Annotated in this window: 21 protein-coding genes and 1 pseudogene; 8 read left to right on the top strand and 14 right to left on the bottom strand. The window is 69.4% G+C overall.

The annotated features are described in order from the left end of the window. Positions 1 to 100 precede the first annotated feature (100 nt). Positions 101 to 1,258: an acyl-CoA dehydrogenase gene (locus A3Q40_RS19420; RefSeq protein ID WP_068104705.1), complete on the top strand. Its 1,158-nt coding sequence runs from the start codon at positions 101 to 103 to the stop codon at positions 1,256 to 1,258. A gap of 64 nt (positions 1,259 to 1,322) precedes the next feature. On the opposite strand, the gene A3Q40_RS19415 is transcribed toward A3Q40_RS19420, so the two are convergent. From A3Q40_RS19415 to A3Q40_RS19405, 3 genes are read right to left on the bottom strand one after another with little or no spacing between them, the layout of a single operon-like run. Beyond that, complete coding sequence (locus tag A3Q40_RS19415) at positions 1,323 to 1,682, bottom strand: RNA-binding S4 domain-containing protein (protein ID WP_068104703.1); 360 nt, start codon at positions 1,680 to 1,682, stop codon at positions 1,323 to 1,325. Beyond that, positions 1,679 to 2,170: a metallophosphoesterase family protein gene (locus A3Q40_RS19410; RefSeq protein WP_068104702.1), complete on the bottom strand. Its 492-nt coding sequence runs from the start codon at positions 2,168 to 2,170 to the stop codon at positions 1,679 to 1,681. Before A3Q40_RS19410 ends, A3Q40_RS19415 begins: the two co-directional genes overlap by 4 nt. 1 nt (position 2,171) lies before the next feature. Beyond that, positions 2,172 to 2,930: an SDR family oxidoreductase gene (locus A3Q40_RS19405; protein ID WP_068104700.1), complete on the bottom strand. Its 759-nt coding sequence runs from the start codon at positions 2,928 to 2,930 to the stop codon at positions 2,172 to 2,174. Between the two features lie 93 nt (positions 2,931 to 3,023). Between A3Q40_RS19405 and A3Q40_RS19400 the strand changes: the two genes are divergently transcribed. Next, positions 3,024 to 3,425: a VOC family protein gene (locus A3Q40_RS19400; protein ID WP_068104698.1), complete on the top strand. Its 402-nt coding sequence runs from the start codon at positions 3,024 to 3,026 to the stop codon at positions 3,423 to 3,425. Between the two features lie 9 nt (positions 3,426 to 3,434). On the opposite strand, the gene A3Q40_RS19395 is transcribed toward A3Q40_RS19400, so the two are convergent. Continuing rightward, positions 3,435 to 4,214 (bottom strand): lysophospholipid acyltransferase family protein, encoded by a 780-nt coding sequence (locus A3Q40_RS19395; protein WP_068104696.1) that lies wholly within the window; start codon positions 4,212 to 4,214, stop codon positions 3,435 to 3,437. 124 nt (positions 4,215 to 4,338) lie between these two features. On the opposite strand from A3Q40_RS19395, the gene A3Q40_RS19390 reads away from it, so the two are divergent. Together A3Q40_RS19390 and A3Q40_RS19385 are read left to right on the top strand one after the other, a co-directional pair. After that, entirely contained in the window at positions 4,339 to 5,724 is a 1,386-nt protein-coding gene (locus tag A3Q40_RS19390) for an NAD(P)/FAD-dependent oxidoreductase (RefSeq protein ID WP_235606374.1), read from the top strand. Between the two features lie 15 nt (positions 5,725 to 5,739). Next, the gene (locus tag A3Q40_RS19385; protein ID WP_068104692.1) at positions 5,740 to 6,543 is read left to right on the top strand and encodes a UbiA family prenyltransferase; all 804 of its coding nucleotides are present in this window, start codon (positions 5,740 to 5,742) and stop codon (positions 6,541 to 6,543) included. A 31-nt stretch (positions 6,544 to 6,574) separates the two neighbouring features. Here the strand turns inward: A3Q40_RS19385 and A3Q40_RS19380 are convergent, their stop codons facing one another. Next, positions 6,575 to 6,808, bottom strand: a complete 234-nt coding sequence (locus tag A3Q40_RS19380; RefSeq protein WP_069973069.1) for a hypothetical protein — start codon at positions 6,806 to 6,808, stop codon at positions 6,575 to 6,577. Positions 6,809 to 7,131: 323 nt separating this feature from the next. Here A3Q40_RS19380 and A3Q40_RS19375 point away from each other — a divergent pair, with 323 nt between their 5' ends. Next, on the top strand, positions 7,132 to 8,061 hold the full coding sequence (locus tag A3Q40_RS19375) for a pirin family protein (RefSeq protein WP_068104688.1): 930 nt from the start codon (positions 7,132 to 7,134) through the stop codon (positions 8,059 to 8,061). On the opposite strand, the gene A3Q40_RS19370 is transcribed toward A3Q40_RS19375, so the two are convergent. From A3Q40_RS19370 to A3Q40_RS19360, 3 genes are all read right to left on the bottom strand, one after another. Next, complete coding sequence (locus tag A3Q40_RS19370; RefSeq protein ID WP_068104686.1) at positions 8,052 to 8,825, bottom strand: putative protein N(5)-glutamine methyltransferase; 774 nt, start codon at positions 8,823 to 8,825, stop codon at positions 8,052 to 8,054. The two genes, A3Q40_RS19375 and A3Q40_RS19370, sit on opposite strands and share 10 nt — an antisense overlap. Beyond that, positions 8,822 to 10,276 (bottom strand): maltokinase N-terminal cap-like domain-containing protein, encoded by a 1,455-nt coding sequence (locus A3Q40_RS19365; protein WP_082834023.1) that lies wholly within the window; start codon positions 10,274 to 10,276, stop codon positions 8,822 to 8,824. Before A3Q40_RS19365 ends, A3Q40_RS19370 begins: the two co-directional genes overlap by 4 nt. A 217-nt stretch (positions 10,277 to 10,493) precedes the next feature. After that, the gene (locus tag A3Q40_RS19360) at positions 10,494 to 10,859 is read right to left on the bottom strand and encodes a VOC family protein (protein ID WP_068104684.1); all 366 of its coding nucleotides are present in this window, start codon (positions 10,857 to 10,859) and stop codon (positions 10,494 to 10,496) included. A 65-nt stretch (positions 10,860 to 10,924) separates the two neighbouring features. Between A3Q40_RS19360 and A3Q40_RS19355 the strand changes: the two genes are divergently transcribed. Both A3Q40_RS19355 and A3Q40_RS19350 read left to right on the top strand, forming a co-directional pair. Then, positions 10,925 to 11,380, top strand: coding sequence for a MarR family winged helix-turn-helix transcriptional regulator (locus A3Q40_RS19355; protein ID WP_068104682.1), 456 nt, complete (start codon positions 10,925 to 10,927; stop codon positions 11,378 to 11,380). A 53-nt stretch (positions 11,381 to 11,433) separates the two neighbouring features. Beyond that, positions 11,434 to 13,413, top strand: coding sequence for a M13 family metallopeptidase (locus tag A3Q40_RS19350; protein ID WP_068106741.1), 1,980 nt, complete (start codon positions 11,434 to 11,436; stop codon positions 13,411 to 13,413). A gap of 76 nt (positions 13,414 to 13,489) precedes the next feature. Here the strand turns inward: A3Q40_RS19350 and A3Q40_RS19345 are convergent. From A3Q40_RS19345 to A3Q40_RS19325, 5 genes and pseudogenes are all read right to left on the bottom strand, one after another. Continuing rightward, a pseudogene (locus A3Q40_RS19345) lies at positions 13,490 to 14,571 on the bottom strand (ABC transporter ATP-binding protein). Between the two features lie 18 nt (positions 14,572 to 14,589). Continuing rightward, positions 14,590 to 15,918 carry an ABC transporter substrate-binding protein gene (locus A3Q40_RS19340; protein ID WP_068104681.1) on the bottom strand — a complete coding sequence of 443 codons (1,329 nt, stop codon included), beginning with the start codon at positions 15,916 to 15,918 and terminating at the stop codon, positions 14,590 to 14,592. Between the two features lie 41 nt (positions 15,919 to 15,959). Beyond that, positions 15,960 to 16,826 (bottom strand): carbohydrate ABC transporter permease, encoded by an 867-nt coding sequence (locus A3Q40_RS19335; RefSeq protein WP_068104679.1) that lies wholly within the window; start codon positions 16,824 to 16,826, stop codon positions 15,960 to 15,962. Next, a complete protein-coding gene (locus A3Q40_RS19330; protein WP_235606372.1) occupies positions 16,823 to 17,749 on the bottom strand; it encodes a carbohydrate ABC transporter permease in 927 nt (308 codons plus the stop codon). Before A3Q40_RS19330 ends, A3Q40_RS19335 begins: the two co-directional genes overlap by 4 nt. A 149-nt stretch (positions 17,750 to 17,898) precedes the next feature. Then, on the bottom strand, positions 17,899 to 18,846 hold the full coding sequence (locus A3Q40_RS19325) for a L,D-transpeptidase (RefSeq protein ID WP_068104677.1): 948 nt from the start codon (positions 18,844 to 18,846) through the stop codon (positions 17,899 to 17,901). Positions 18,847 to 19,029: 183 nt separating this feature from the next. Here A3Q40_RS19325 and A3Q40_RS19320 point away from each other — a divergent pair, with 183 nt between their 5' ends. Further along, positions 19,030 to 20,376 carry an EAL domain-containing protein gene (locus tag A3Q40_RS19320; RefSeq protein WP_068104675.1) on the top strand — a complete coding sequence of 449 codons (1,347 nt, stop codon included), beginning with the start codon at positions 19,030 to 19,032 and terminating at the stop codon, positions 20,374 to 20,376. A gap of 21 nt (positions 20,377 to 20,397) precedes the next feature. Here A3Q40_RS19320 and A3Q40_RS19315 read toward each other — a convergent pair whose 3' ends face one another. Continuing rightward, complete coding sequence (locus A3Q40_RS19315; protein WP_068104673.1) at positions 20,398 to 21,408, bottom strand: zinc-binding metallopeptidase family protein; 1,011 nt, start codon at positions 21,406 to 21,408, stop codon at positions 20,398 to 20,400. Positions 21,409 to 21,535 lie beyond the last annotated feature (127 nt).

The following is a 21,535-nucleotide window of genomic DNA, read 5'->3' as shown; positions in this document are numbered from 1 at the left end:
TGGCATCGCGTGCCACCAGGGCCTGGTTCGATTCGGGCAGTCGCTGGTAAGATCGGCGTCAACCCTCGGCACCGAGTGCCACATCTGCGAAGGAGTTCCCATGGCCGGCAATCCCGACTTCGACCTGTTCCAGCTTCCCGACGAGCACAACGAGCTCCGCGAGGCCATCCGCTCGCTCTCCGAGAAGGAGATCGCGCCCTACGCGGCCGAGGTCGACGAGAACGAGCGCTTCCCGGAGGAGGCCCTGAAAGCCCTCAACGCCTCCGGCTTCAACGCCATCCACGTGCCCGACGAGTTCGGCGGCCAGGGAGCGGACTCCATCGCGGCCTGCATCGTGATCGAAGAGGTCGCCCGCGTCTGCGGCTCGTCCTCTCTCATTCCCGCCGTGAACAAGCTCGGCACCATGGGTCTGATCCTCAACGGCAGCGACGAGCTGAAGCAGAAGGTGCTGCCGTCCATCGCCGAGGGCGAGATGGCGTCCTACGGACTGTCCGAGCGCGAGGCCGGTTCCGACGCCGCGGGCATGAAGACCCGCGCGAAGGCCGACGGCGACGACTGGATCCTCAACGGCACGAAGGCCTGGATCACCAACGCCGGCAAGTCCAGCTGGTACACCGTCATGGCCGTCACCGATCCGGAGAAGAAGGCCAACGGCATCTCTGCCTTCATGGTGCACAAGGACGACGAGGGCTTCTCGGTCGGCGAGAAGGAGCGCAAGCTCGGCATCAAGGGCAGCCCCACCCGCGAGCTGTACTTCGAGAACTGCCGCATCCCCGGCGACCGCATCATCGGCGAGCCCGGCACGGGCTTCAAGACCGCGCTGGCCACGCTCGACCACACCCGCCCGACCATCGGCGCGCAGGCCGTCGGCATCGCCCAGGGCGCACTCGACGCCGCCCTCGCGTACGTCAAGGAGCGCAAGCAGTTCGGCAAGCCGATCAGCTCGTTCCAGGGCGTCGAGTTCATGCTCGCCGACATGGCGATGGAGATCGAGGCCGCCCGCCTGATGGTGTACTCCTCCGCCGCTCGCGCCGAGCGCGGCGAGAAGAACCTCGGCTTCATCTCCTCGGCGTCGAAGTGCTTCGCCTCGGACGTCGCCATGAAGGTCACCACCGACGCCGTGCAGCTGTTCGGCGGCGCCGGCTACACCCGCGACTTCCCCGTCGAGCGGATGATGCGCGACGCGAAGATCACGCAGATCTACGAGGGCACCAACCAGATCCAGCGCGTCGTGATGTCGCGCGCGCTGCTGCGCTGACCCTCGTTCGTCGCCGATCCGGTGCAGTAATCGGTGTACAGCACCGATTACTGCACCGGATTGGTCAGTTCTGGCCGCGGAGCCGGTCGATCTCCCGGCGGTCCCGCTTGGTCGGCCGCCCGGCCCCCCGATCCCGCACCGGCACCGCCGCGAACAGCTCCTTCGGCGGGGGCGGCGGGCTGCGGTCGACGTAGCACTCCGCCGCGGCCGGCGCCCCGACCCGCTTGCTCACCAGCCGGGCAACCTCCACGATGCGCTCGCGGCCGCCCGCCCACACCCGCACCTCGTCCCCGGGTACCACGGGTTGCGCGGGTTTGGCCGTGGCGCCGTTGATCTTCACGTGCCCGCCCCGGCACGCCGACGCCGCCGCCGAGCGGGTCTTGAACAGCCGCACCGACCAGGTCCAGGCGTCCACGCGGGTCACAGCGACACCAGCCGGACGTCGTGAATCCCGTTGTCCTGCAATCGCAGCGTCATGTACGTGCACGCCGGTTGACGACGGCGATCGGTCGGCGACCCGGGGTTGAGCAACCGCATCCCACGCTCGGTGACCGTGTCCCACGGAATGTGGCTGTGGCCGAAGACCAGCAGGTCGACGTCGGGATACGCGGCGTCCGCACGCTTCTCGCGTCCGGTCTTCGCCCCGGTCTCGTGCACGACGGCGACGCGGACGCCCTCGACGGTGCGGCGATCGACCTCCGGGATGAGCGCCCGGAGATCGTCGCCGTCGTTGTTGCCCCAGCACGCCATGAGGTCCGAGGACCGTTCTCGCAGTGCGTGATACAGCTCCACCGCCATCCAGTCACCCGCGTGGATCACCAGGTCGGCGCGGTCCACCTCGTCCCACACCGGCGCGGGCAGATCCTTCGCGCGGGTGGGGACGTGGGTGTCGGCGAGGAGCAGCACCTGCATGTCAGTCCTTCGGACCGCCGGCCACGTAGACCACCTGGCCGGAGACGAATCCGGCTCCCTCGCTGCAGAAGAAGGACGCCGTGTGCGCGATGTCCTCGGGCTGGCCGACGCGGTTCACGGGGATCTGCGACGCCGCCCCCTTCTTGAAGTCCTCGAAGGGCACGCCGACCCGCTCCGCCGTCGCGGCCGTCATCTCGGTCTCGATGAACCCGGGGGCGATCGCGTTGACCGTCACGTTGTACCGACCCAGCTCGATGGCCAGGGTCTTGGTGAAGCCCTGCATGCCGGCCTTGGCGGCGGCGTAGTTGGCCTGCCCGCGGTTGCCCAGCGCCGACGTCGACGACAGGTTCACGATGCGACCCCACTTCTCCTCGACCTGGTGCTTCTGCACCTCGCGGGACATGAGGAAGGCGCCGCGCAGGTGCACGCCCAGGACGGCGTCCCAGTCGTCGACGGACATCTTGAACAGCAGGTTGTCGCGCAGGATGCCGGCGTTGTTGACCAGGATCGTGGGCTTGCCGAAGTCGGTGGCGATGCGCTCGACGGCCGAGACGACCGACTGCTCGTCGGCGACGTTCGCCCCGACCCCGATGGCCTGTCCACCGGCCGCGGTGATGGCGTCGACGGTGGTGGCGCACGCCGCCTCGTCCAGATCGACCACGGCCACGCCGTACCCGTCCGCCGCGAGCCGCTTGGCCACGGCTGCACCGATTCCGCGCGCACTTCCCGTGACGATTGCCGTCCTGACCTGATCGCTCACAGCTACCCTTTCGTCGTTCGGCACCGAAACCCGCGTCGGCTCTCGTTCTTTCTATCAGCGCACCCGGCGCGCCCCGACGGAAAGGCGTTCGTCATGCCCTCGCGACTCAACCCGTACCTGTCCTTCCGCGACACCGCGCGCGAGGCGATGGAGTTCTACCGGGACGTCTTCGGTGGAGACCTGACCGTGTCCACGTTCGGCGAATCCGGCATGCCGGTCGAGCCCGCCGAGAACGATCTGGTCATGCACGCCCAGCTCGAGACACCGAGCGGTTTCCTGCTCATGGGCGCGGACACGCCGTCGTCGATGTCGGTGTCCACCAACGGCACCGTGTCGCTGAGCGGCGACGACGAGGCCGATCTGCGGCGCTGGTGGGACGGTCTGTCCGAGGGCGCCACCCCGGGCGTGCCACTGGAGAAGGCGCCGTGGGGCGACACCTTCGGCATGCTCACCGACCGCTACGGCGTCGGCTGGATGGTGAACATCGCCGGCTGAGCCGGCTCGTCAGTACTCGCTCACCGAGAGTTCGACGGCGACCTGGAGGTACTCGGCGACGGTGCGCGCGATGGTGATCGGCTTCTCCGGCAGCGTCAGGTCCGGCACGTCGATGTGCACACTCGCACCGCGGTAGCGGCCGGGCGGCGGACCGTAGTGCAGGCCCATCACCACCAGGGTGGGGTCGACGCCCTTCGCCCGGGCGCGCGCGACGATGTGGCCGATGCCGCTGCCGACGTGCTGCAGCACCGTCGGGTCACCCCCGTTGCACGTGCCCTCGGGGAACAGCGCGAGGTCGTCGCCGCGCCGGAGGCGCTCGGCGCAGACGTCCATCATGAGATTCCCGGCGCGCGCCGCGGCACGCAGACCGTGGTCCTTGCCACGGAACACCGGAATGCCGCCCATCATGTCGATGCGACGGCGCTGCGACGTCCGCTCGGCAATCGCCCGACCACGTGTGCGCCCCGGCTCGGTCTCGACGAACAGCTCGTCCTTCGCGAGGACGCGAGTGCGGCCGATCACCGGTCGCAACGCGCTCGACCAGGCCGCCGCGGCCACGGTGTACGGATCGGTGTCGCTCACGTGGTTGACCGCAACGATCAATCGGCTGTCGTCGTAGATCAGGCTGCGCAGCCGCTCGCGGGCACCCACTCCGTAGTGCACCCGCGGTCGGAAGCGGCCGGCGAGAGCCCCGTAGGCCAGGCGCGCCACGCGCCGATTCTGCTGGTGAGAAAGGTAGTAGTCGTAGACGGCGTCGGCATTCTCCAGCGCGACCACGGGGCGATCCATGTCCGAATCCTATGCGTCGTCGCTGGTTCTGCGATTTGTTCTGACATTTCGAGCGAGCCGTGTATGGTCTGGGTCACAGGCGGAGACCCCGTCTTTGTTCGGACATGGAAAGGTGTGTGCACCCGTGAACGCAGCCCCCCATCGCGTCGTGGTCGTCGGTTCCGGCTTCGGTGGCCTCTTCGCCACCAAGGCCCTGCGCCGCAGCGACGTGGAGGTCACCCTGGTCGCGCGCACCGCCCACCATCTGTTCCAGCCGCTGCTGTACCAGGTGGCCACCGGGATCCTGTCCGAGGGCGAGATCGCGCCGTCGACCCGCATCGTGCTCCGCGACCAGCGCAACGCGAACGTGCTCATCGGAGACGTCACCGACATCGACCCGGACACCCGCACCGTGACGTCGGTGCACCGCGGCCGCGTCACCGTGACGCCGTACGACAGCGTGATCGTCGCTGCCGGCGCCGGCCAGTCGTACTTCGGCAACGACCGGTTCGCCGAGTTCGCGCCCGGCATGAAGACCCTCGACGACGCCCTCGAGCTCCGCGGCCGCATCATGAACGCGTTCGACGCCGCCGAGCTCGCCACCGACCCCGCCGAGCGGGCCCGCCTGTTGACCTTCGTCGTCGTCGGTGCGGGGCCGACGGGCGTGGAGATGGCCGGCCAGATCGCCGAGCTGTCCAAGCGGACCCTCGCGGGCACGTTCCGCACGATCGACCCCCGGGACGCCCGGATCGTGCTGCTCGATGCCGCACCGAAGGTGCTGCCGCCGTTCGCGGATTCCCTGGGCGAGCACGCGCGCCGCCGCCTCGAGTCCCTCGGGGTCGAGGTCACCCTGAACGCCGCGGTCACCGATGTGGATACCGACGGCCTGGTGGTCCGTGCCGCCGACGGCACCGAGCACCGCATCGAGGCGGCCACCAAGGTCTGGTCCGCCGGCGTCTCGGCCAGCCCGCTCGGCGCGATGCTGGCGTCGAAGTCCGATGCCGAGATCGACCGTGCCGGACGGGTTCTGGTGAACCCGGACCTGACCGTGCCGGGACTGCCGAACGTGTTCGTCGTCGGCGACATGATGGCGCTCGACGGTCTGCCGGGTGTCGCGCAGGTGGCGATCCAGGGCGGCCGCTACGCCGCACGCGTCATCGCGGACGAGGTGAAGGCCGCGGCCGAGGGACGTCCCGTTCCCGAACGCCGTCCCTTCCGCTACCGCGACAAGGGCAGCATGGCGACGGTGTCGCGCTTCTCCGCCGTCGCCCAAGTGGGCCCGGTGAAGATCACGGGGTTCCTCGCCTGGCTGATGTGGCTGGTGGTCCACGTGGCGTACGTCGTCGGGTTCAAGAGCCGCCTGACCACGGTGTGCAACTGGGCGTGGACTTTCCTCGGCCGCACCAGGACTCAGCTCACCGTCACCCACCAGCAGACGGAAGCGCGGCTGGCACTCGGGCGCCTGGTGTCGCTCGAGGACGCCCGCGCAGCGCGCGAGACCCCCGTGCGGCCGGAGCAGCTCGCCGGCTGACTCTAGGCTGGGTTCATGAGCGAACCGTCTCGCGCGCAGTCGCTCCTGATCGCCTCCCATCCCGGCCCGGCGGTGGCGGTCACCTCCATCGCCGCCGCGCTGGCCGCGCGGCTCGGCGCGTCGCCCCTGCAGCTGGTCACCCTCGTCGTGGCCGTCGCCAGTGGGCAACTGCTGACCGGGTGGACCAACGACCTTCTCGACGCCGACCGCGACCACGCCGTCGGACGCGCGGACAAGCCGCTGGCGCGAGGCACGGTGACGCGCAACGCCGTTCGGCGTGCGATCGCACTGTCTCTGATCGTCTGCGCGGTGGCGTCGCTGCTCCTGGGCCTGCTGCCCGGGGTGCTGCACCTCGCGCTCGGGGTGGGGGCGGCGTTCGCGTACAACGCCGGGGTGAAGTCGACGGTGCTGTCCTGGCTGCCCTACACGGTGGCGTTCGGCGCCCTGCCGGCCGTCGTGTCCCTCGCGATCGACGACGCGCTCCCGCCGGCCTGGATGATCGCAGTGGGAGCGATGCTGGGGTTCGGCGCACACCTGGTGAACGTGGCACCCGACCTGGCCGACGATCGGGCGACGGGCGTCGTCGGCTTCGCGCATCGACTGCCTCCCGCCGCGGTGGCGCCGACGGCCGCCCTCGTGCTCTCGGTCGCGTCGATCGTCGGGGTGTGGGGGGCGCGCGGGTTCGATGCGATCGGCCTGGCGTTCCTCGCCGCGGTGGGTGTGTGCGCGATCGTCGCGCTGACGGGGACGGGCCGACGGCCGTTCCAGGCGGCCATCGCGATCGCCGCGCTGGACGTCGCGGTGCTCGTCACCGCCTGAGCGCAGCGGTGCTCGTCACCGCCCGAGCGGGCTACTCGCTGTCGACGACCTCGAGGTCGGCGTCGTCCCGGAACACCAGTCGCCCGTCGTCGAGGGCCACTGCCCAGCGGTGCGGGACGGCCCAGGTGCGGCCGCCGGTGTCGCCGGTCAACGTCCCTGCGTAATCGTCGACCACGGTGCCGAGTACGGCGTCGGACGGCGTGTCGGTCTCGTCACCGGAGTCGGAGACAGCCGACGTCGCACGAACGCGAGCGCCGACGCGCAACCCGGCCTCGCCGACGTCGTCCCCGTTCTCCGAGACCTGCGTGGCGTCGACGTCGTCGGCCTCGGGCGCGACGATCGGATCCGCGTCGACGTTCGACGCGACGGACTGTTCGGTGGCGGTTGTCATGGCGACCTCCTGCGTTCCTGCTCTTCCCCGACCGTCGAGGATTTCCCATCACTGGGCCGATCACACCTCGATCGTCATCTCATTGTGACCGTGCCCGGGCGTTTCGGGAAGGAACAATCCCGATTGCGACCGGGTTCAGCGGTATATAGTTGACTCGTCAATCATATGACGGATCATCGGAACCCAGGAGGAACCCCATGCCCGCCGTGACCGTCGACAACGTCCTCGCCCTCCCCCGCCTCGACACACCCGGCCCGGACGCCGTCTCCCGCCCGATTCGCACCGTGACCACCGCCCCGACCGGCTACGAGGGCGAGGGATTCCCGGTGCGCCGGGCCTTCGCCGGGATCGACATGGCTCGCCTCGATCCGTTCATCCACATGGACCAGATGGGCGAGGTGAACTACGCCCCCGGTGAGCCGAAGGGCACCCCCTGGCACCCGCACCGCGGCTTCGAGACCGTCACCTACATGATCGACGGGATCATGGACCACCAGGACTCGCACGGTGGCGGCGGTTCCATCACCGGCGGCGACACGCAGTGGATGACGGCCGGCAGCGGCATCCTGCACATCGAGGCCCCGCCGGAACACCTGGTGATGTCCGGTGGGCTCTTCCACGGAGTCCAGCTGTGGGTCAACCTCCCGCGGGAGAACAAGATGGCAGCGCCGCGCTACCAGGACATCACGGCCGGTCAGGTCGCGCTCCTGTCCAGTCCCGACGGCGGCGCGCTGATCCGCGTCATCGCCGGCGAGATCGACGGGCACGCCGGGCCGGGCTCGACGCACACTCCGATCACGTTGTCTCACATCACCGTTGCTCCGGGTGCGTCGGTGACGGTGCCGTGGAATCCTCGCTACAACGCGATCGCCTACGTGCTGGCCGGGGCCGGCACCGTCGGCGAGGAGCGTCGGCCGGCCCGCATGGGCCAGACCACCGTCTTCGGGTCCGGGGACACCCTCACGGTCGCCGCGTCCGACGGTCCCGAGCCGCTCGAGATCTTCCTCCTCGGCGGAGAGCCGATCCGTCAGCCCATCGCCATGGCCGGGCCGTTCGTGATGAACACGAAAGCCGAAGTGCTGCAAGCGTTCGAGGACTTTCAGGCAGGACGATTCGGTCAGCCCTGAGCCGAGCCGATCACCACGATGGCGTCCCGCTCGTCGTCGTGGTGGATCCGCGGACGGAGACCCGACGCCTGCATGATCGCCGCTGCGGCGTCGGCCTGCGCGGCGGAGGTCTCGACGAGAAGTGACCCGGTGGGCGTCAACCACCGGGTCACCTCGGTGGCCACGCGGCGTTGGAGATCGAGGCCGTCCGGTCCTCCGTCGAGGGTGGCGCGCGGCTCGCGCTCGCGCGCCTCCCGCGGCATCGACGCCACCGCCGCCGTCGGCACGTAGGGGGTGTTGGCGCAGACGACGTCGATGCGGCCGCGCAGCGCGGCGGGCAGAGCGTCGAACAGATCGCCGTGGAACACCCTGTCCGGCGGCAGGTTCCGGCGAGCGCACGCGACGGCAGCGGGGTCGACGTCCGCGGCGTAGACCGTCGCGACGTCGGCCATCGCGCGCCCGATCGCGCCGGACCCACAACACAGGTCGACCACCACGGCGCCGGTCCTCACCAGTTCGCGGGCCACGTCGACCAGCGCCTCGGTGCGACGTCGGGGGACGAACACCCCCGGTTCGACCACGACACGGTGGCCGCTGAACTCCGCCCAGCCGACGATCGTCTCGAGCGGCTCGCCCGCCACGCGGCGACGTACCCAGCCCTCGAGCACGTCGTCGTCCGGCGCCTCGGTCCGCAGCAGCCGCGCCTCGTCCTCGGCGAAGACACAACCCGCCCGGCGCAACTGCGCCGTGAGCCGGTCGTGGCCGTGATCGCGGGGCTCGGTCACCCGTCGGCGAGCCGCTCGATCGCGTGCATCGGGATGCTCAGCCATCCCGGTCGGTTCCGGGCCTCGTACACCGCTTCGTACACGGCCTTGTCCAGCTCGTACGCGCGGAGCAGCGCGAGGTTCTCGCGCGGATCACGCCCCGCTTCCTCCGCGTATCCGTCGAGGAACGCGGTCACCGTCCGGTCGACCCACTCGCGCGCAAGTCGCTCGGCCGCCACTCGTTCGGCGTCGTCGGGGAGGTCGACCACGCGGCTCATGGCGGCGTAGTCCACGGACCGAACCATGCCGGCGACGTCACGGAGCGGACTGTCGGGCGTGCGACGCTCGTCGACGCTGCGCGACGGCTCGCCCTCGAAGTCGATCAGTACCCACAGGTCCGGCGTCCGCAGCACCTGCCCCAGGTGCAGATCACCGTGAATGCGCTGGGTGTCCACGGCGGTCTCTCCCGCGGCCTCGATCAACGCCCGGACGCGGGGCAGTGCGGCGTCGAGTCCCTCCACGACGGGCAGCGCGGACTCGACCCGGGCAGAGATGGCGGCCGTGGTCTCGGCCGCGGGTGCGATCGAGGTGCCGAGAACTCGGGCCAGGTCACGGTGCACCGAGGCGACCGCACCCCCCAGCGAGCGCGCCTCCCCGGTGAAGTCCCCGGCGCCGAGATCGCCGGCGGCCAGCACGGCGTCCACCGCCTCCAGTGCGGCGGTCCAGCCCTCGGACGCCCCGGCGACGAAGTCCTGCATCATGCCGAGGGTCGTCTCGTCGTGTCGCACGTCGGCTTCGATCCACCCCCGCAGTGTCGCGACGTGTGCGCTCTCGGCCCGGCCCAGCGCCTGATGCAACTCGACGTCCGGGTTGACGCCGACCGCCACGCGGCGGAACAGCTTGAGCAGGAATCGATCTCCCACGACGACCGACGTGTTGGACTGCTCGGCGCCCAGCACGCGGCCGGACAGACCCGTCGGCAGATCCGCACCGGGCACCGCGAGGAACCGCACGTCGCCGGTCCCGCCCGTCGCGAGGAGGTCGGACAGCAGACCGATCACCGACGGATCCCGCAGGCCGTCGTAGACCACGCATCCCGACCGGGCTCCGCCCTGCCCGCCCGCACCGTCCGTGCGCAACAGAACCGCGGGCTCGAGGTCCTCGTCGACCTCGGCGCGGACCCCCACCGGGACCTGGAACACCTGACTGTCGGCGCCCTCGAGATGCACCTCCACCAGCAGGTGCACCAGGGTGAGGTCCGCCGTCGTCGCGAGCGTTTCACGGGTGAGGACGTCCACGCCGGTCACGGTGTGGCCCTTGGCCGAGAACCACCGTTGCTCGGGGAGCCAGGAACCCAGGGCGGCCGTGAGCTCGGCGTCCGTGGGGGACGCCGGAGCAGTGGCCTCGGGCTCCGGGATCGCGGACTCGGCCGGGGTGGACGGTTCCGGCGCGGACGGCGTCGAGGAAGACATGGCCAACCTGTACCCGGAAATTCCGGCCCGTGCACCCCGAGCTTCGACCGCGGGCGCGAGTTCTGCCACGGAATCGGGCGAAACCCTGCGGATCCGCGGTTCCTCGACGGATCGTGTGGGAGAACTCGCGGGCGTGAGGGCCCGCAACTCTGCCGGACCGACGGGATCCCGTCCGGACGGACGACCTGCGGGCACCCACGCCCGCCCCGACTCGGCGTCAGGCCCGGTCGTGAAGCGTGAGGTGATAACCGTCCGGATCGGCGACGGTGAACGTACGCCCGAAGGGACCGTCGAACGGGGCGGTGACGATGGTGGCGCCGTCGGCCGCCAGTCCGTCGTGGATGGCCTGGACGTCGTCGGCGTGGAACCACAGTGCCACTCCGAGTCCGGGTTTCGCGGCATCGAGGTCGGTGCCGGGGACCAGCTCCCGGAGGGCGAAGGCAATCGGGGTGGTGGTGAACACGACCGCGTGGGGCGGGCCGGCCGGTGACCGCTGCAGCCCGAACCACCGCTCGTAGAACGCCTGCGAGGCCGCGAGATCGCGGACCTGCAGGGAAACGAAATCGAGACCGGTGACCGTCATGGTGTGCTCCTCTGCATCGCCCTGTGTCAGTTATCTGACATGGAAAACTATGTCAGAATACTGACATGAGTCAAGGCCGCGACGGGATCGACCTCGAGGTGTCGGTGGGGTATCTGCTCAAGGAGGCCGCGACCGCGCTGCGGCTCGCGATGGAGGAGGTGCTGCGGCCGCTCGATCTCACCGTGACGCGGTACTCGTGCCTCGAGCTGCTGTCGCAGCGACCGGGACTCTCGAACTCCGAGCTCGCCCGCGGCGCCTTCGTGACGCGGCAGTCGATGAACGTCCTGCTGCGCACGATGGAGGCGGACGGCGAGGTCGTCCGTCCCGACCAGGCCGCCGTCGGCAAGGTCCTGCCCGCCCGTCTGACTCCCGCCGGCGCCGCGAAACTGGCCCGGGCGAGCGCTGCCGTACGCGAGGTGGAGCAGCGGATGCTGAGCGGCCTGGACGACGTCGACGAGGCCCGCCGGATGCTGCGCGCCATGGTCGATGCGCTGAGCGACCCCGAGCCCGGTTCGTCCTGAACACCGACCGGTGCCCCGTGCGGCGCCCGCCGGGTTTGGGCAGGATGGGGACCATGACCACGGCAGAGTCCCCCACCCGCGAATCCCGCCCGTCCGGCCTCGACCTGGCCTGGGTCGACCCGTCCACCCGTGCGCAGGACGACCTGTTCGAGCACGTCAACGGACGGTGGCTCGCCGAGTACGAGATCCCCGCGGATCGAGCCGTCGACGGTGCGTTCCGCACCCTGTACGACCGCGCCGAGGAACACGTCCGCGACATCGTGACCGAGTGCGCGGCATCGAACCCGGCGCCGGGCAGCGACGCCGCGAAGATCGGTGACCTCTACGCCGCCTTCATGGACGCCGACGCGATCGAGGCCGCAGGTATCTCCCCGGTAGCCGACGAGCTCGCGGCGGTCGCGAACGCCGCGGACCGCGAGACCCTGGCCCGGGTTCTCGGCGGGCTGGCGCGCACCGGTGTCGGCGGCGCACTGGCGCACTACGTGGACACCGACTCCAAGCAGTCCGACCGCTATCTGATGCACGTGACGCAGTCCGGCCTCGGGCTGCCCGACGAGTCGTACTACCGCGGCGACGAGCACGCCGAGCTGCGGGAAAAGTACGTCGCCCACATCGGCCGCATGTTCTCTCTCGCCGGCGTGTCCTACGACGCCGCCACCGTGCTGGACGTGGAGACCGCGGTGGCCGCCGGGCACTGGGACGTGGTGAAGCGGCGCGACGCCGAGCTCTCCTACAACCTGCGCACATGGGCCGACCTGACCGCCGAAGCACCCGGATTCGACTGGGACGCATGGGTGTCCGGTACCGGAGCCACGACAGAGCAGTGGGCCGAGGTGGTGGTGCGCCAGCCGTCGTTCGTCACCACGTTCGCGCAGGAGTGGTCCGATCGCAGCCTCGACGAGTGGAAGGCGTGGGCCACGTGGCACATCGTCCACTCGCGGGCGCCGTATCTCACTGCGGGCCTCGTCGACGAGAACTTCGACTTCTACGGCCGCACACTCACCGGTACGGAGGAGAACCGCGAACGGTGGAAGCGCGGGGTGTCGCTGGTGCAGGACCTGATGGGCGAGGCCGTCGGAAAACTGTACGTGGAGCGGCACTTCCCGCCGGAGTCGAAGGCGCGGATGCAGGACCTCGTGGCCAATCTGGTCGAGGCGTACCGACGCAACATCACCGACCTCGAGTGGATGAGCCCGGAGACCCGCACCGCCGCCCTGGCCAAGCTCGACCGCTTCACCCCGAAGATCGGCTACCCCGACACCTGGCGGGACTACTCCGCACTCGAGATCGACGCCGCGGACCCTGTCGGCAACTACCGCCGCGGGTACGAGTTCGAGTACCGACGCGATCTGGGCAAGCTCGGCGGTCCGGTCGACCGCGGGGAGTGGTTCATGACCCCGCAGACCGTCAACGCCTACTACAACCCCGGCATGAACGAGATCGTCTTCCCCGCCGCGATTCTGCAGCCCCCGTTCTTCGATCCCGAGGCCGACGACGCCGCCAACTACGGCGGGATCGGCGCGGTGATCGGGCACGAGATCGGCCACGGTTTCGACGATCAGGGTGCGAAGTACGACGGGGACGGCAACCTGGTGGACTGGTGGACCGACAGCGACCGTTCCGAATTCGGCACGCGCACCACGGCGTTGATCGAGCAGTACGACGCTTTCGAGCCGAAGGCCCTGCCCGGCCATCACGTCAACGGCAAGTTCACGATCGGCGAGAACACCGGCGACCTCGGGGGCCTGTCCATCGCGGTCGAGGCCTACCGCATCTCGCTCGAGGGCCGCGAGGCACCGGAGATCGACGGACTGTCGGGGCTGCAGCGGGTGTTCTTCGGCTGGGCGCAGGTGTGGCGCACGAAGGCTCGTGACGCCGAGGCCCTGCGCCGGCTGTCCATCGATCCGCACTCGCCCCCGGAGTTCCGCTGCAACGGCGTGGTGCGCAACCTCGACAGCTTCCACGAGGCGTTCGGGGTGACCGAGGGCGACGCTCTGTATCTCGATCCGGCCGAGCGCGTACGCATCTGGTGATTCTGAGCGAATCGTGCGCCTCGGCGTCGACGCCGGCGGAATCCCGTCGGCCTTGGCGCCGGGCCGCACACCGCGCTCAGCGGATGCGGTCCCCGGACTCCGCGTCGAAGAAGAACACCTCGTCCGGCGCCGGCCTGACCCGCAGGCGCTGACGCGGATCGACCACCGTGCGGCGATCCACCCGCACCACCACGCGCCCACCGCGAGCCGTCCACCCGGCGTCGGCCGCCGGGGTGGAGTAGGCGAAGGACTCGGCCCCGAGTTCCTCCACCAGGTCGGTGACCAGCTCGACCGACTCGGAGTCGTTCTCGCCGACCAGGTCCCAGCTCTCCGGGCGCACACCGACCACGATGCGCCCCCGTGCCCGGACGGGACCGGCACGCGGAGCCCGCCCAGCACGGCGTGGCCGTTCTGCACGTCGGCCTCGAGCAGGTTCATGGCCGGCGATCCGATGAAGGACGCCACGAAGTCGTTCACCGGATTCGCGTACAACTCACGGGGACTCGCGACCTGCTGCAGGTGCCCGGCCTTCAGGACGGCGACGCGGTCACCCATGGTCATGGCCTCGACCTGGTCGTGGGTGACGTACACCGTGGTTGTTCCCAGGCGCCGCTGCAACCCGGCGATCTGGGAGCGCGTGCTGACCCGCAGCTTGGCGTCGAGGTTCGACAGCGGCTCGTCCATGCAGAACACCTCGGGGCGGCGAACGATCGCCCGGCCCATGGCCACACGCTGACGCTGGCCGCCGGAGAGCTTGCCCGGCCGCCGGTCGAGGAGCGGCTCGAGCTCGAGCATCCGAGCCGCCTCCTCGACGCGAGAGCGCGTGTCCTCCTTGCTCATTCCCGCGTTACGGAGTGCGAACCCCATATTGTCCGCCACCGTCATGTTGGGATAGAGCGCGTAGTTCTGGAACACCATGGCGACGTCGCGTTCCTTCGGCGCGAGGCCGCTGACGTCCTTGCCGCCGATCTCGATGCGGCCGCTCTCGACCGCCTCGAGGCCGGCGAGCATCCGCAGGGACGTCGACTTCCCGCATCCCGACGGGCCGACCAGGACGAGGAACTCCCCGTCCGCGATCTCGAGGTCCAGCCCCTCCACCGACGGATGCGGAGCGCCCGCGTACCGATGGGTGGTGCCGACGAAGTTGACCGAAGCCATGGTGGTGGGTCCCGTTCCTTACTTGGGCAGCTTGGGCGTGATCTGGCGATCGATGATCTGCTGCAACTGATCCTGCATGCCGCTGAACGTCGAGGCGACGTCCGCGTTCTGCAGGGCGATCTGCTCGAGGCCGGTCCCGATGATCTTGTCGCCGCCGGGGACGAACACGCGGGCGTAGTCCTGCGAGCGGGTGCGCGAGAGCTGGTCCACCGCCGTCCGCGAGCGCGGGTTCTGCTCGAGGAAGGCCACCTCGGACGGATCGCTCGCGGCGGCCTTGCGCACCGGCATGTAGCCGACGTTCTGCGAGAAGTAGACCGTCGACTCGGTGTTGGTGACGAAGTCGATGAACTTGAGGGCGTTGATCTTGCGCTCGTCCGGAATGTTCGCCGGAATCGCCAGACCCGCTCCGCCGGTGGGGCATCCGGGGGTTCCGGGCTCGGCCGGCAGGAAGGCGGTGCCGAAGTCGAACTTGGCGTTCGCGGTGATACCGGACAGGTCGCCGGTGGAGGCGATGGTCGAGGCGAGCAGCCCCGCACCGAAGTCGTTGGCGATGTCGTTGGAGACGGCCGCGTACTTCTTGGTGTGGATCATCTCCTTGAGGAAGTTGCCGGCGGCGATGGTGCGCTCGTCGGTGAACTTCAGGTCGAACTGGTCGGAATAGCTGCCGCCGAAGGTCCAGATCGGTCCCTCGTAGGTCCAGCCGAGGTAGTCCTCGGCGTTGCCCCACCCGTGCGCGAGCTTGCCGTTGCCGACCACCCGCTGCAGTTCCGGGCCCCACTGGTCGAATTCCTGCCAGGTGGCGGGACCGCGGTCGGGCAGTCCGGCGGCCGACCAGACGTCCTTGTTGTAGTAGAACAGCGGGGTCGACCGCGCGTAGGGCAGCGCCCAGGTCTTGTCGTTCCAGTTGTAGTCGGCCACCAGCGAGTCCACGTACTCGCTCGTGTTCACCCCCGCCTGCGAGAACAGGTCGTCCAGCGGCGAGATCGCGCCCAGCAGAGCGAAGTTGAACCACCAGACGTCCGAGAGCAGGACGACGTCGGGCAGCGAGCCGCCGGAAAGCGCGGCGTTGAACTTCTGCGCGATCTCCTCGTAGTTCTTGCCACCGTCGATCATCTGGACCGTCAGGTCCGGGTTGGCGGCCTGGAAGCGCGAGATCAGCTCGTTCTCGACGTCCTTCGAGCTACCGGGGTGCGACGACCAGAAGGTGATCGTGTTCGCGTCCCCACCGGAGCCCGAGCCGGGCGACGACGTGGAACTCGTTCCTGCACAAGCGGTGAGGGCGGCGCTCGCCGCGACGGCGCCCGCCGCTCCGGCGGCTCCGAGGAAACCCCGACGAGAGAGATGCATGTCGACTCCTGTGTTGGTGGTGTGCGCGAGAGGAAGGCCGGTCAGCCCTTGACGGCGCCGGAGGTCAGACCCTTGATCATGTGCCGCTGGAGGGCGAGGAACACGATCAGGATGGGGATCATCGTGAGCACGGTGCCGGCCATCACCGGCCCCCAGTTGGTCACGCCGTCGTTGTTCTGCAGCTGGGTGAGCCCCACCGGCAGCGGTGCGACGGAGGAATCGTCGGACATCAGGAACGGCCAGAGGTACTCGTTCCACTCGTTGACCACGGTGATCGTCGCGAACGCCACCATGGTCGGCCCGGACAGCGGCAGTACCACTCGGAAGAGCAATCGCACGGGACCGGCGGCGTCCATGCGCGCGGCCTCGATGATCTCCTGCGGAATGGACAGGAAGTGATTCCGCATGAGGAACGTGCCGAAGGCGACGCCGGCCAGCGGCACGATGATGCCCTGGAACGTGTTGCGCCACCCCAACTGTGCGACCAGAGCGTAGTTGGAGATGACGGTGATCTGGTTCGGCACCATCAGCGCGGCGATGATGACGAGGAACACGATCGTCTTGCCCGGAAAGCGCAGGAACACCAGTCCGTAGGCACTGAGCACACCGAGGACGAACTTCACGACGGCGAGAACGCTGGTGATGATCAGCGAGTTCTTCAGGAACGTCCAGAACGGCACCGTCGAGGTCGCGTCGACGTAGTTCTCCGGCCGGAACACGCTGGGCCACCAGATGGACGGCTGCACGTAGATGTCGCCGCGTTCCTTGAACGAGGTGACGAGGATCCAGAACAGCGGCAGCCCGATGATGACGATGACGACGACCATGGCGGCGTACCCGAACAGGCTCGAGAGCCGCCGACGCCGGTCCGCGTCGAGCTGCGCCGGCGGAACCGCGGTGGTGGTCATCGAGCGTCACCTCGATCCATGACTCGAACCTGCAACACGGTGATGACCAGCAACACCAGGAACATGACGGTGGCGACGGTGGCCCCGTATCCGGCGCGGAAGTTGCGGAACGACTCCTCGTACACCTGATAGACCATCGTGGTGGTGCCGGTGCCCAGCGGGCCACCGCGCGTCATCACGTTGATGATGTCGAAGACCTGCAGCGAGTTCAGCATGACGGTGATCGACAGGAAGAACGTGGTGGGCCGCAGTTGCGGCAACGTGACCTTGCGGAAGGTGGTCCAGCGGCTCGCACCGTCGATCTGCGCGGCCTCGCTCAGATCCTGCCGAAGGCCCTGCAGCGCAGCGAGATAGATGACGAAGGCGTAGCCCAGGTTCTTCCACAGATAGGTCACGGTGACCATGAACAACGCCCAGCCGGGACTCTGGTAGAAATCCGGGACGTTCTCGAACCCGATGCGCCGCATCAGATCCTGGATCAACCCGAAGTTCGGATCGAAGACGAACTGGAAGGCGACACCGATCGCGGCGCCCGAGATGACGAACGGCGCGAACACGGCGGAGCGAACCACGTTGCGGCCCCGGAGCTTCCGATCCAGCAGCATGGCCAGGACGAGACCCAACAGCATGCTGCCCGCCACGGCCGCGATCGTGAAGATCACGGTGTTGGACACGATCTGCCAGGTGTCGCTCCGTCCCCACCACTCGCGGTAGTTCGCGAGCCCGATGAACGTCGAGGTGGGCGAGCTGATGTTCCAGTCGAAGAACGACAGCCGGATGTTGTCCACCAGCGGCCGGTAGGTGAAGACTCCCAGCAGCACCAGGTTCGGCCCCACCAGGACGAGGAACAGGGCGTAGTCCCGCCAGGGTCGACGCAGGAAAGAGCGTTGCGCCGGAGGGAGTTCCGGCAGCGTCCGCTGCACGACGGGACGGCTCCGACCGATCGGTCGCCGAGGGGCCCCGGGGGCCGTCCGTCGAGGGAGAAGTGCGGTCACCGATGGGACATTAGCCTAGAGAAAGCGAACGAATGGTGAACACGAATGGATCCGCGCCTGTCCGGACCGTGGCGGTTCTACAGTTGCCAGTCACCGAGTCCGTCGTACCCGCTCAGGACGCCTCCGGCGGTGTTCTGCACGATCACCGGATCGCCCTTCTGGACGGTCTCGTAGAACCATTTCGCGTCCTCGGTGCTGACGTTCAGGCACCCGTGGCTGACGTTCTCGGCGCCCTGGCTGCCCACCGACCACGGGGCCGCGTGCACGAAGATCCCGCTGTTCGACATCCGCGTGGCGTACTCGACGTACGTCCGGTAGCCCTCGGGGGCGTCGACGGGCACACCGTAGGTGGACGAGTCCATGTACATGTCGCGGTAGCGCTCGCCGATGACGTAGGTGCCGTTGGGGGTCTCGTGGCCGGGCTTGCCCATCGACGTCGGCATGGTGCGCACGACGGCGCCGTTCCGCGTCACGGTGATCGTCTTGGTGGCGTCGTCGGCCGTCGTCACGATCGCGTCGCCGACGGTGAACCTGCTCGTGAGGTCGCCCGCGCGGACGGTCACGTCGGTGTTGGCCGGCCAGAAGGCGTCCGGCCGCCACCGCACCTGACGGTCGGAGAACCAGAAGAACCGGCCGGGGACGTCGCCCGCGGACGTGGTGACGTCGATCGCGCGTTCCGCGACGGCGCGGTCGGCGATCGGCGCGGAGAACCGCAGGATCACCGGCTGCGCGATGCCGACCACCTCACCGGCCGACGGGTTCACCGCGGGGGTGGCGAAGTTCGCCGGGCCGCGCTGGGGCGGGGCGGGCAGCTGCGGGACGGTCGGCAGCGACGGCGGTGCGGGCAGTCCGGGCAGAGTCGGCAGCTCGGGCGCCGGTGGCAGGCCGGGCAGCGAGATGTCGGGGCCGCCGGGCCACAGCGGCGCAGCGGCGGCCGGAGCCGCGGTGGCGATCAGGCCGGCGGTGACGACGACGGCACCGACCGCTGCTCGCACCACGGAACCGGGCGTACGACGAACTCCCATGAGCGTGAACCATCCCTGTCGGTCTCGAACTGTCTCGGGTTCCGTCATTAACACACAGACGAGGACATCGTCGCCAGTCGGGTACCGTGGCGGGTCACACGAGATCGAGGTCAAGCCACGGCGACGGTCACGGGTCACCGAACGCTGCCTACGGGCGCGTGCACGAGAGAAAGGCCTGACGCCGTGGTGGTCGACGACCGGGGACAGGAGTCCCAGCGACCCCTGCCGGCTGCGCCGGCCGAGCGACATCTGCCGGCTGCGCCGGCCGAGCGACACCTGCCATCGGCACTGTTCCCCGATCGCGCGGAGAACGGCCTGAGTTCGCTGCTCGGTCCGGACAGCCTGCACACCTCGTTCCAGCGCATCATCGATCTGCAGACGGGTGCCATCGTCGGGTACGAGGCCGTCGTCGGCGGTCCCGCGGACTCGTCGTTCGCCGATCCCGCCGCCCTCGCCTCCGCCGCGCGCGCGATGGGTATGACGCCGGATCTCGACGCCGCCCGGTGGAACGGCGCGCTCGCCGCCGCCGCTCGCGAGGACAAGCCCCGCGAGGTGCCGCTCTTCATCGCCGTCGATCCCGATTCCCTCACCGATCTGCCCGACCTGCACGATCAGGACGCGGGCGGCGCGGTCCTCCAGTTCGACGAGACCGCCCTGATCCGGCGCCCGGCGCACCTCATGCGCGTCGTCGCCGAGGTGCGACGACTGGGGTGGGCGATCGCCGTCGACCACGTCGGCGTCCGGCCGGAATCGCTGGCCCTGCTCCCGCTCCTCGAGCCCGACGTGGTCAAACTCGATCGGACGTTGCTCGCGACGCGCCCCAATCGCTTCACCGCGCGCGTCGTCAACGCCGTCGCCGCCCAGGTGGAGCGGACCGGCGCGATCGTCATGGCGGAGGGCATCACCGACGAGGCGTCGGCGCTGGCCGCACGGGCGATGGGTGCCCGGGTGGGCGAGGGGCCGCTCTACGGATCGACGACGTCGCTCTCCGGCGACAGTCCCGTCGGCTCGCCGCTCGAGTTCGGGACCGCACGGGCGCGGGGCGCGACCCCGTTGTCCACGCCGTACAACCTGGCGGCCGGCGGCCTCGACGTACGCCGGGCGAGCAAGCGCCTGCTCATCGAGATCAGCAAGAACCTCGAGTCGATGGCCACCGACAGCCGCCAGACCGCCCTGATGATGGGCGCGTTCCAACACATCCGTCACTTCACGGCGCTCACCGGCCGACGGTGGGAGCTGATGGCGCAGAACGCGGCGTTGGTCGGCGCGCTCGCCGAGAACATGGGCACCGAACCCGCGCCGAAGATCCGCGGGGCGGGGCTGCCCGCGTCGGATTCGTTGCGCGAGGAGTGGGACGTGGTGGTGCTGTCACCGCACTTCTCCGCCGTGCTCGCAGCGCGCGATCTCGGCGACGGCGGCCCGGACATGGACCGGCGCTTCGACTACGTCCTCAGCCACGACCCGACGCTCACCATCGAGTGCGCGCGATCGCTCGTGGCCCGGCTGCCACCCGAGCGCAGCGGGAGCTGACGCCGACTCGCCGTACCGGGGTCAGACGACCTCGGGCACGACGAGACTGTGCACGAATCGCATCTTCTCGAGCACGCGCGCGGGGAGCACGAAGGGGTACAGGTCCTGGTGCCCCATGGACCGGTTCAGCTGGTTGAGCGCCCAGGTGAGCGGGAGCCACCAGTCGATGATGCGGTCGAACCCGACGTCACCGGCGAGCGGCGCCTCGAACGTCGAGCCGGCGGGGGCGAAAGCGTAGGCCGCCGCGGTGTCGAGCGTGTCCCGGATGTGCAGGTAGTGCGCGAACGTCTCGGCCCAGTCCTCGGACGGGTGCATCGTGGCGTACGACGAGACGTGGGTCTTCCGCCACCCGTCGGGCGCGCCCTCGCTGTAGTGCCGATCCAGAGCGGCCTGGTAGTCGCCGTCGGGGTTGCCGAAGAGTTCCTCGAACCGCCCGCGGTGCTCGCCGGTGCCCACGAGCACCGTCTGGTAGTAGTGCCCGATCTCGTGTCGGAAGTGGCCGACGAGGGTGCGGTAGGGCTCGTCCATCGACACCCGCAGTTGCTCGCGGTGCGCGTCGTCGCTCTCGGCGAGATCGAGGGTGATGAGCCCGTTGGCGTGGCCGGTGATCACGTGGCGGTGAGCGCTCGACAGCAGGTCGAAGGCGAGCCCGCCCGACGGATTGTCGTCGCGCCCCTCGATGGGCAGGTGCAGCTCGTCGAGTTCGAGGATCACCCGGCGCTTGGCGGTCTCGGCCGCGGCGAACTCGGCCATCGCCTCGGTGTCGCTGTCGGCGGGACGGGTCCGGGTGAGGGCGCACGACGCGCACAGCGTGGCGCCCGACGACACGTCGACCAACCAGTTGCACCGCGCCCGTTTGATGTTGGCGCAGCGGCCCCACACGGTGCCGTCGACTGTGACGGTCAGATCGTCGCCGAGCACCTGGATGCTCCGGCCGGGAAGGTGGAAACCGAGCCGACTGTCGCAGGACAGACAGATCGAGTTCTCGAAGGACAGTTGCTGACCGCACTTGCGGCAGAAGAACACTCGCATGGATTCCGGGTAACCTTCCTCACGCCGTCGGACTCGGCCGACAGCGACGCCACCGTTCGGGCGAGCGTCGGATACCCAGCGTAGCCGTCGTGACACGCGCCTCGAACCGCCCGCGCAGGGTTTGAGA

Source organism: Rhodococcus sp. PBTS 1 (assembly GCF_001620025.1).
GTDB lineage: Bacteria > Actinomycetota > Actinomycetes > Mycobacteriales > Mycobacteriaceae > Rhodococcoides > Rhodococcoides kroppenstedtii.
This window is presented reverse-complemented; position numbering and strand designations above follow the sequence as displayed.

Excerpts from the sequence above, each read along its gene's own strand:
- A3Q40_RS19420 (WP_068104705.1), top strand. The coding sequence starts at position 101 with ATGGCCGGCAATCCCGACTTCGACCTGTTCCAGCTTCCCGACGAGCAC.
- A3Q40_RS19410 (WP_068104702.1), bottom strand. The coding sequence starts at position 2,170 with ATGCAGGTGCTGCTCCTCGCCGACACCCACGTCCCCACCCGCGCGAAG.
- A3Q40_RS19400 (WP_068104698.1), top strand. The coding sequence starts at position 3,024 with ATGCCCTCGCGACTCAACCCGTACCTGTCCTTCCGCGACACCGCGCGC.
- A3Q40_RS19395 (WP_068104696.1), bottom strand. The coding sequence starts at position 4,214 with ATGGATCGCCCCGTGGTCGCGCTGGAGAATGCCGACGCCGTCTACGAC.
- A3Q40_RS19385 (WP_068104692.1), top strand. The coding sequence starts at position 5,740 with ATGAGCGAACCGTCTCGCGCGCAGTCGCTCCTGATCGCCTCCCATCCC.
- A3Q40_RS19375 (WP_068104688.1), top strand. The coding sequence starts at position 7,132 with ATGCCCGCCGTGACCGTCGACAACGTCCTCGCCCTCCCCCGCCTCGAC.
- A3Q40_RS19365 (WP_082834023.1), bottom strand. The coding sequence starts at position 10,276 with ATGTCTTCCTCGACGCCGTCCGCGCCGGAACCGTCCACCCCGGCCGAG.
- A3Q40_RS19360 (WP_068104684.1), bottom strand. The coding sequence starts at position 10,859 with ATGACGGTCACCGGTCTCGATTTCGTTTCCCTGCAGGTCCGCGATCTC.
- A3Q40_RS19355 (WP_068104682.1), top strand. The coding sequence starts at position 10,925 with ATGAGTCAAGGCCGCGACGGGATCGACCTCGAGGTGTCGGTGGGGTAT.
- A3Q40_RS19350 (WP_068106741.1), top strand. The coding sequence starts at position 11,434 with ATGACCACGGCAGAGTCCCCCACCCGCGAATCCCGCCCGTCCGGCCTC.
- A3Q40_RS19340 (WP_068104681.1), bottom strand. The coding sequence starts at position 15,918 with ATGCATCTCTCTCGTCGGGGTTTCCTCGGAGCCGCCGGAGCGGCGGGC.
- A3Q40_RS19335 (WP_068104679.1), bottom strand. The coding sequence starts at position 16,826 with ATGACCACCACCGCGGTTCCGCCGGCGCAGCTCGACGCGGACCGGCGT.
- A3Q40_RS19325 (WP_068104677.1), bottom strand. The coding sequence starts at position 18,846 with ATGGGAGTTCGTCGTACGCCCGGTTCCGTGGTGCGAGCAGCGGTCGGT.
- A3Q40_RS19315 (WP_068104673.1), bottom strand. The coding sequence starts at position 21,408 with ATGCGAGTGTTCTTCTGCCGCAAGTGCGGTCAGCAACTGTCCTTCGAG.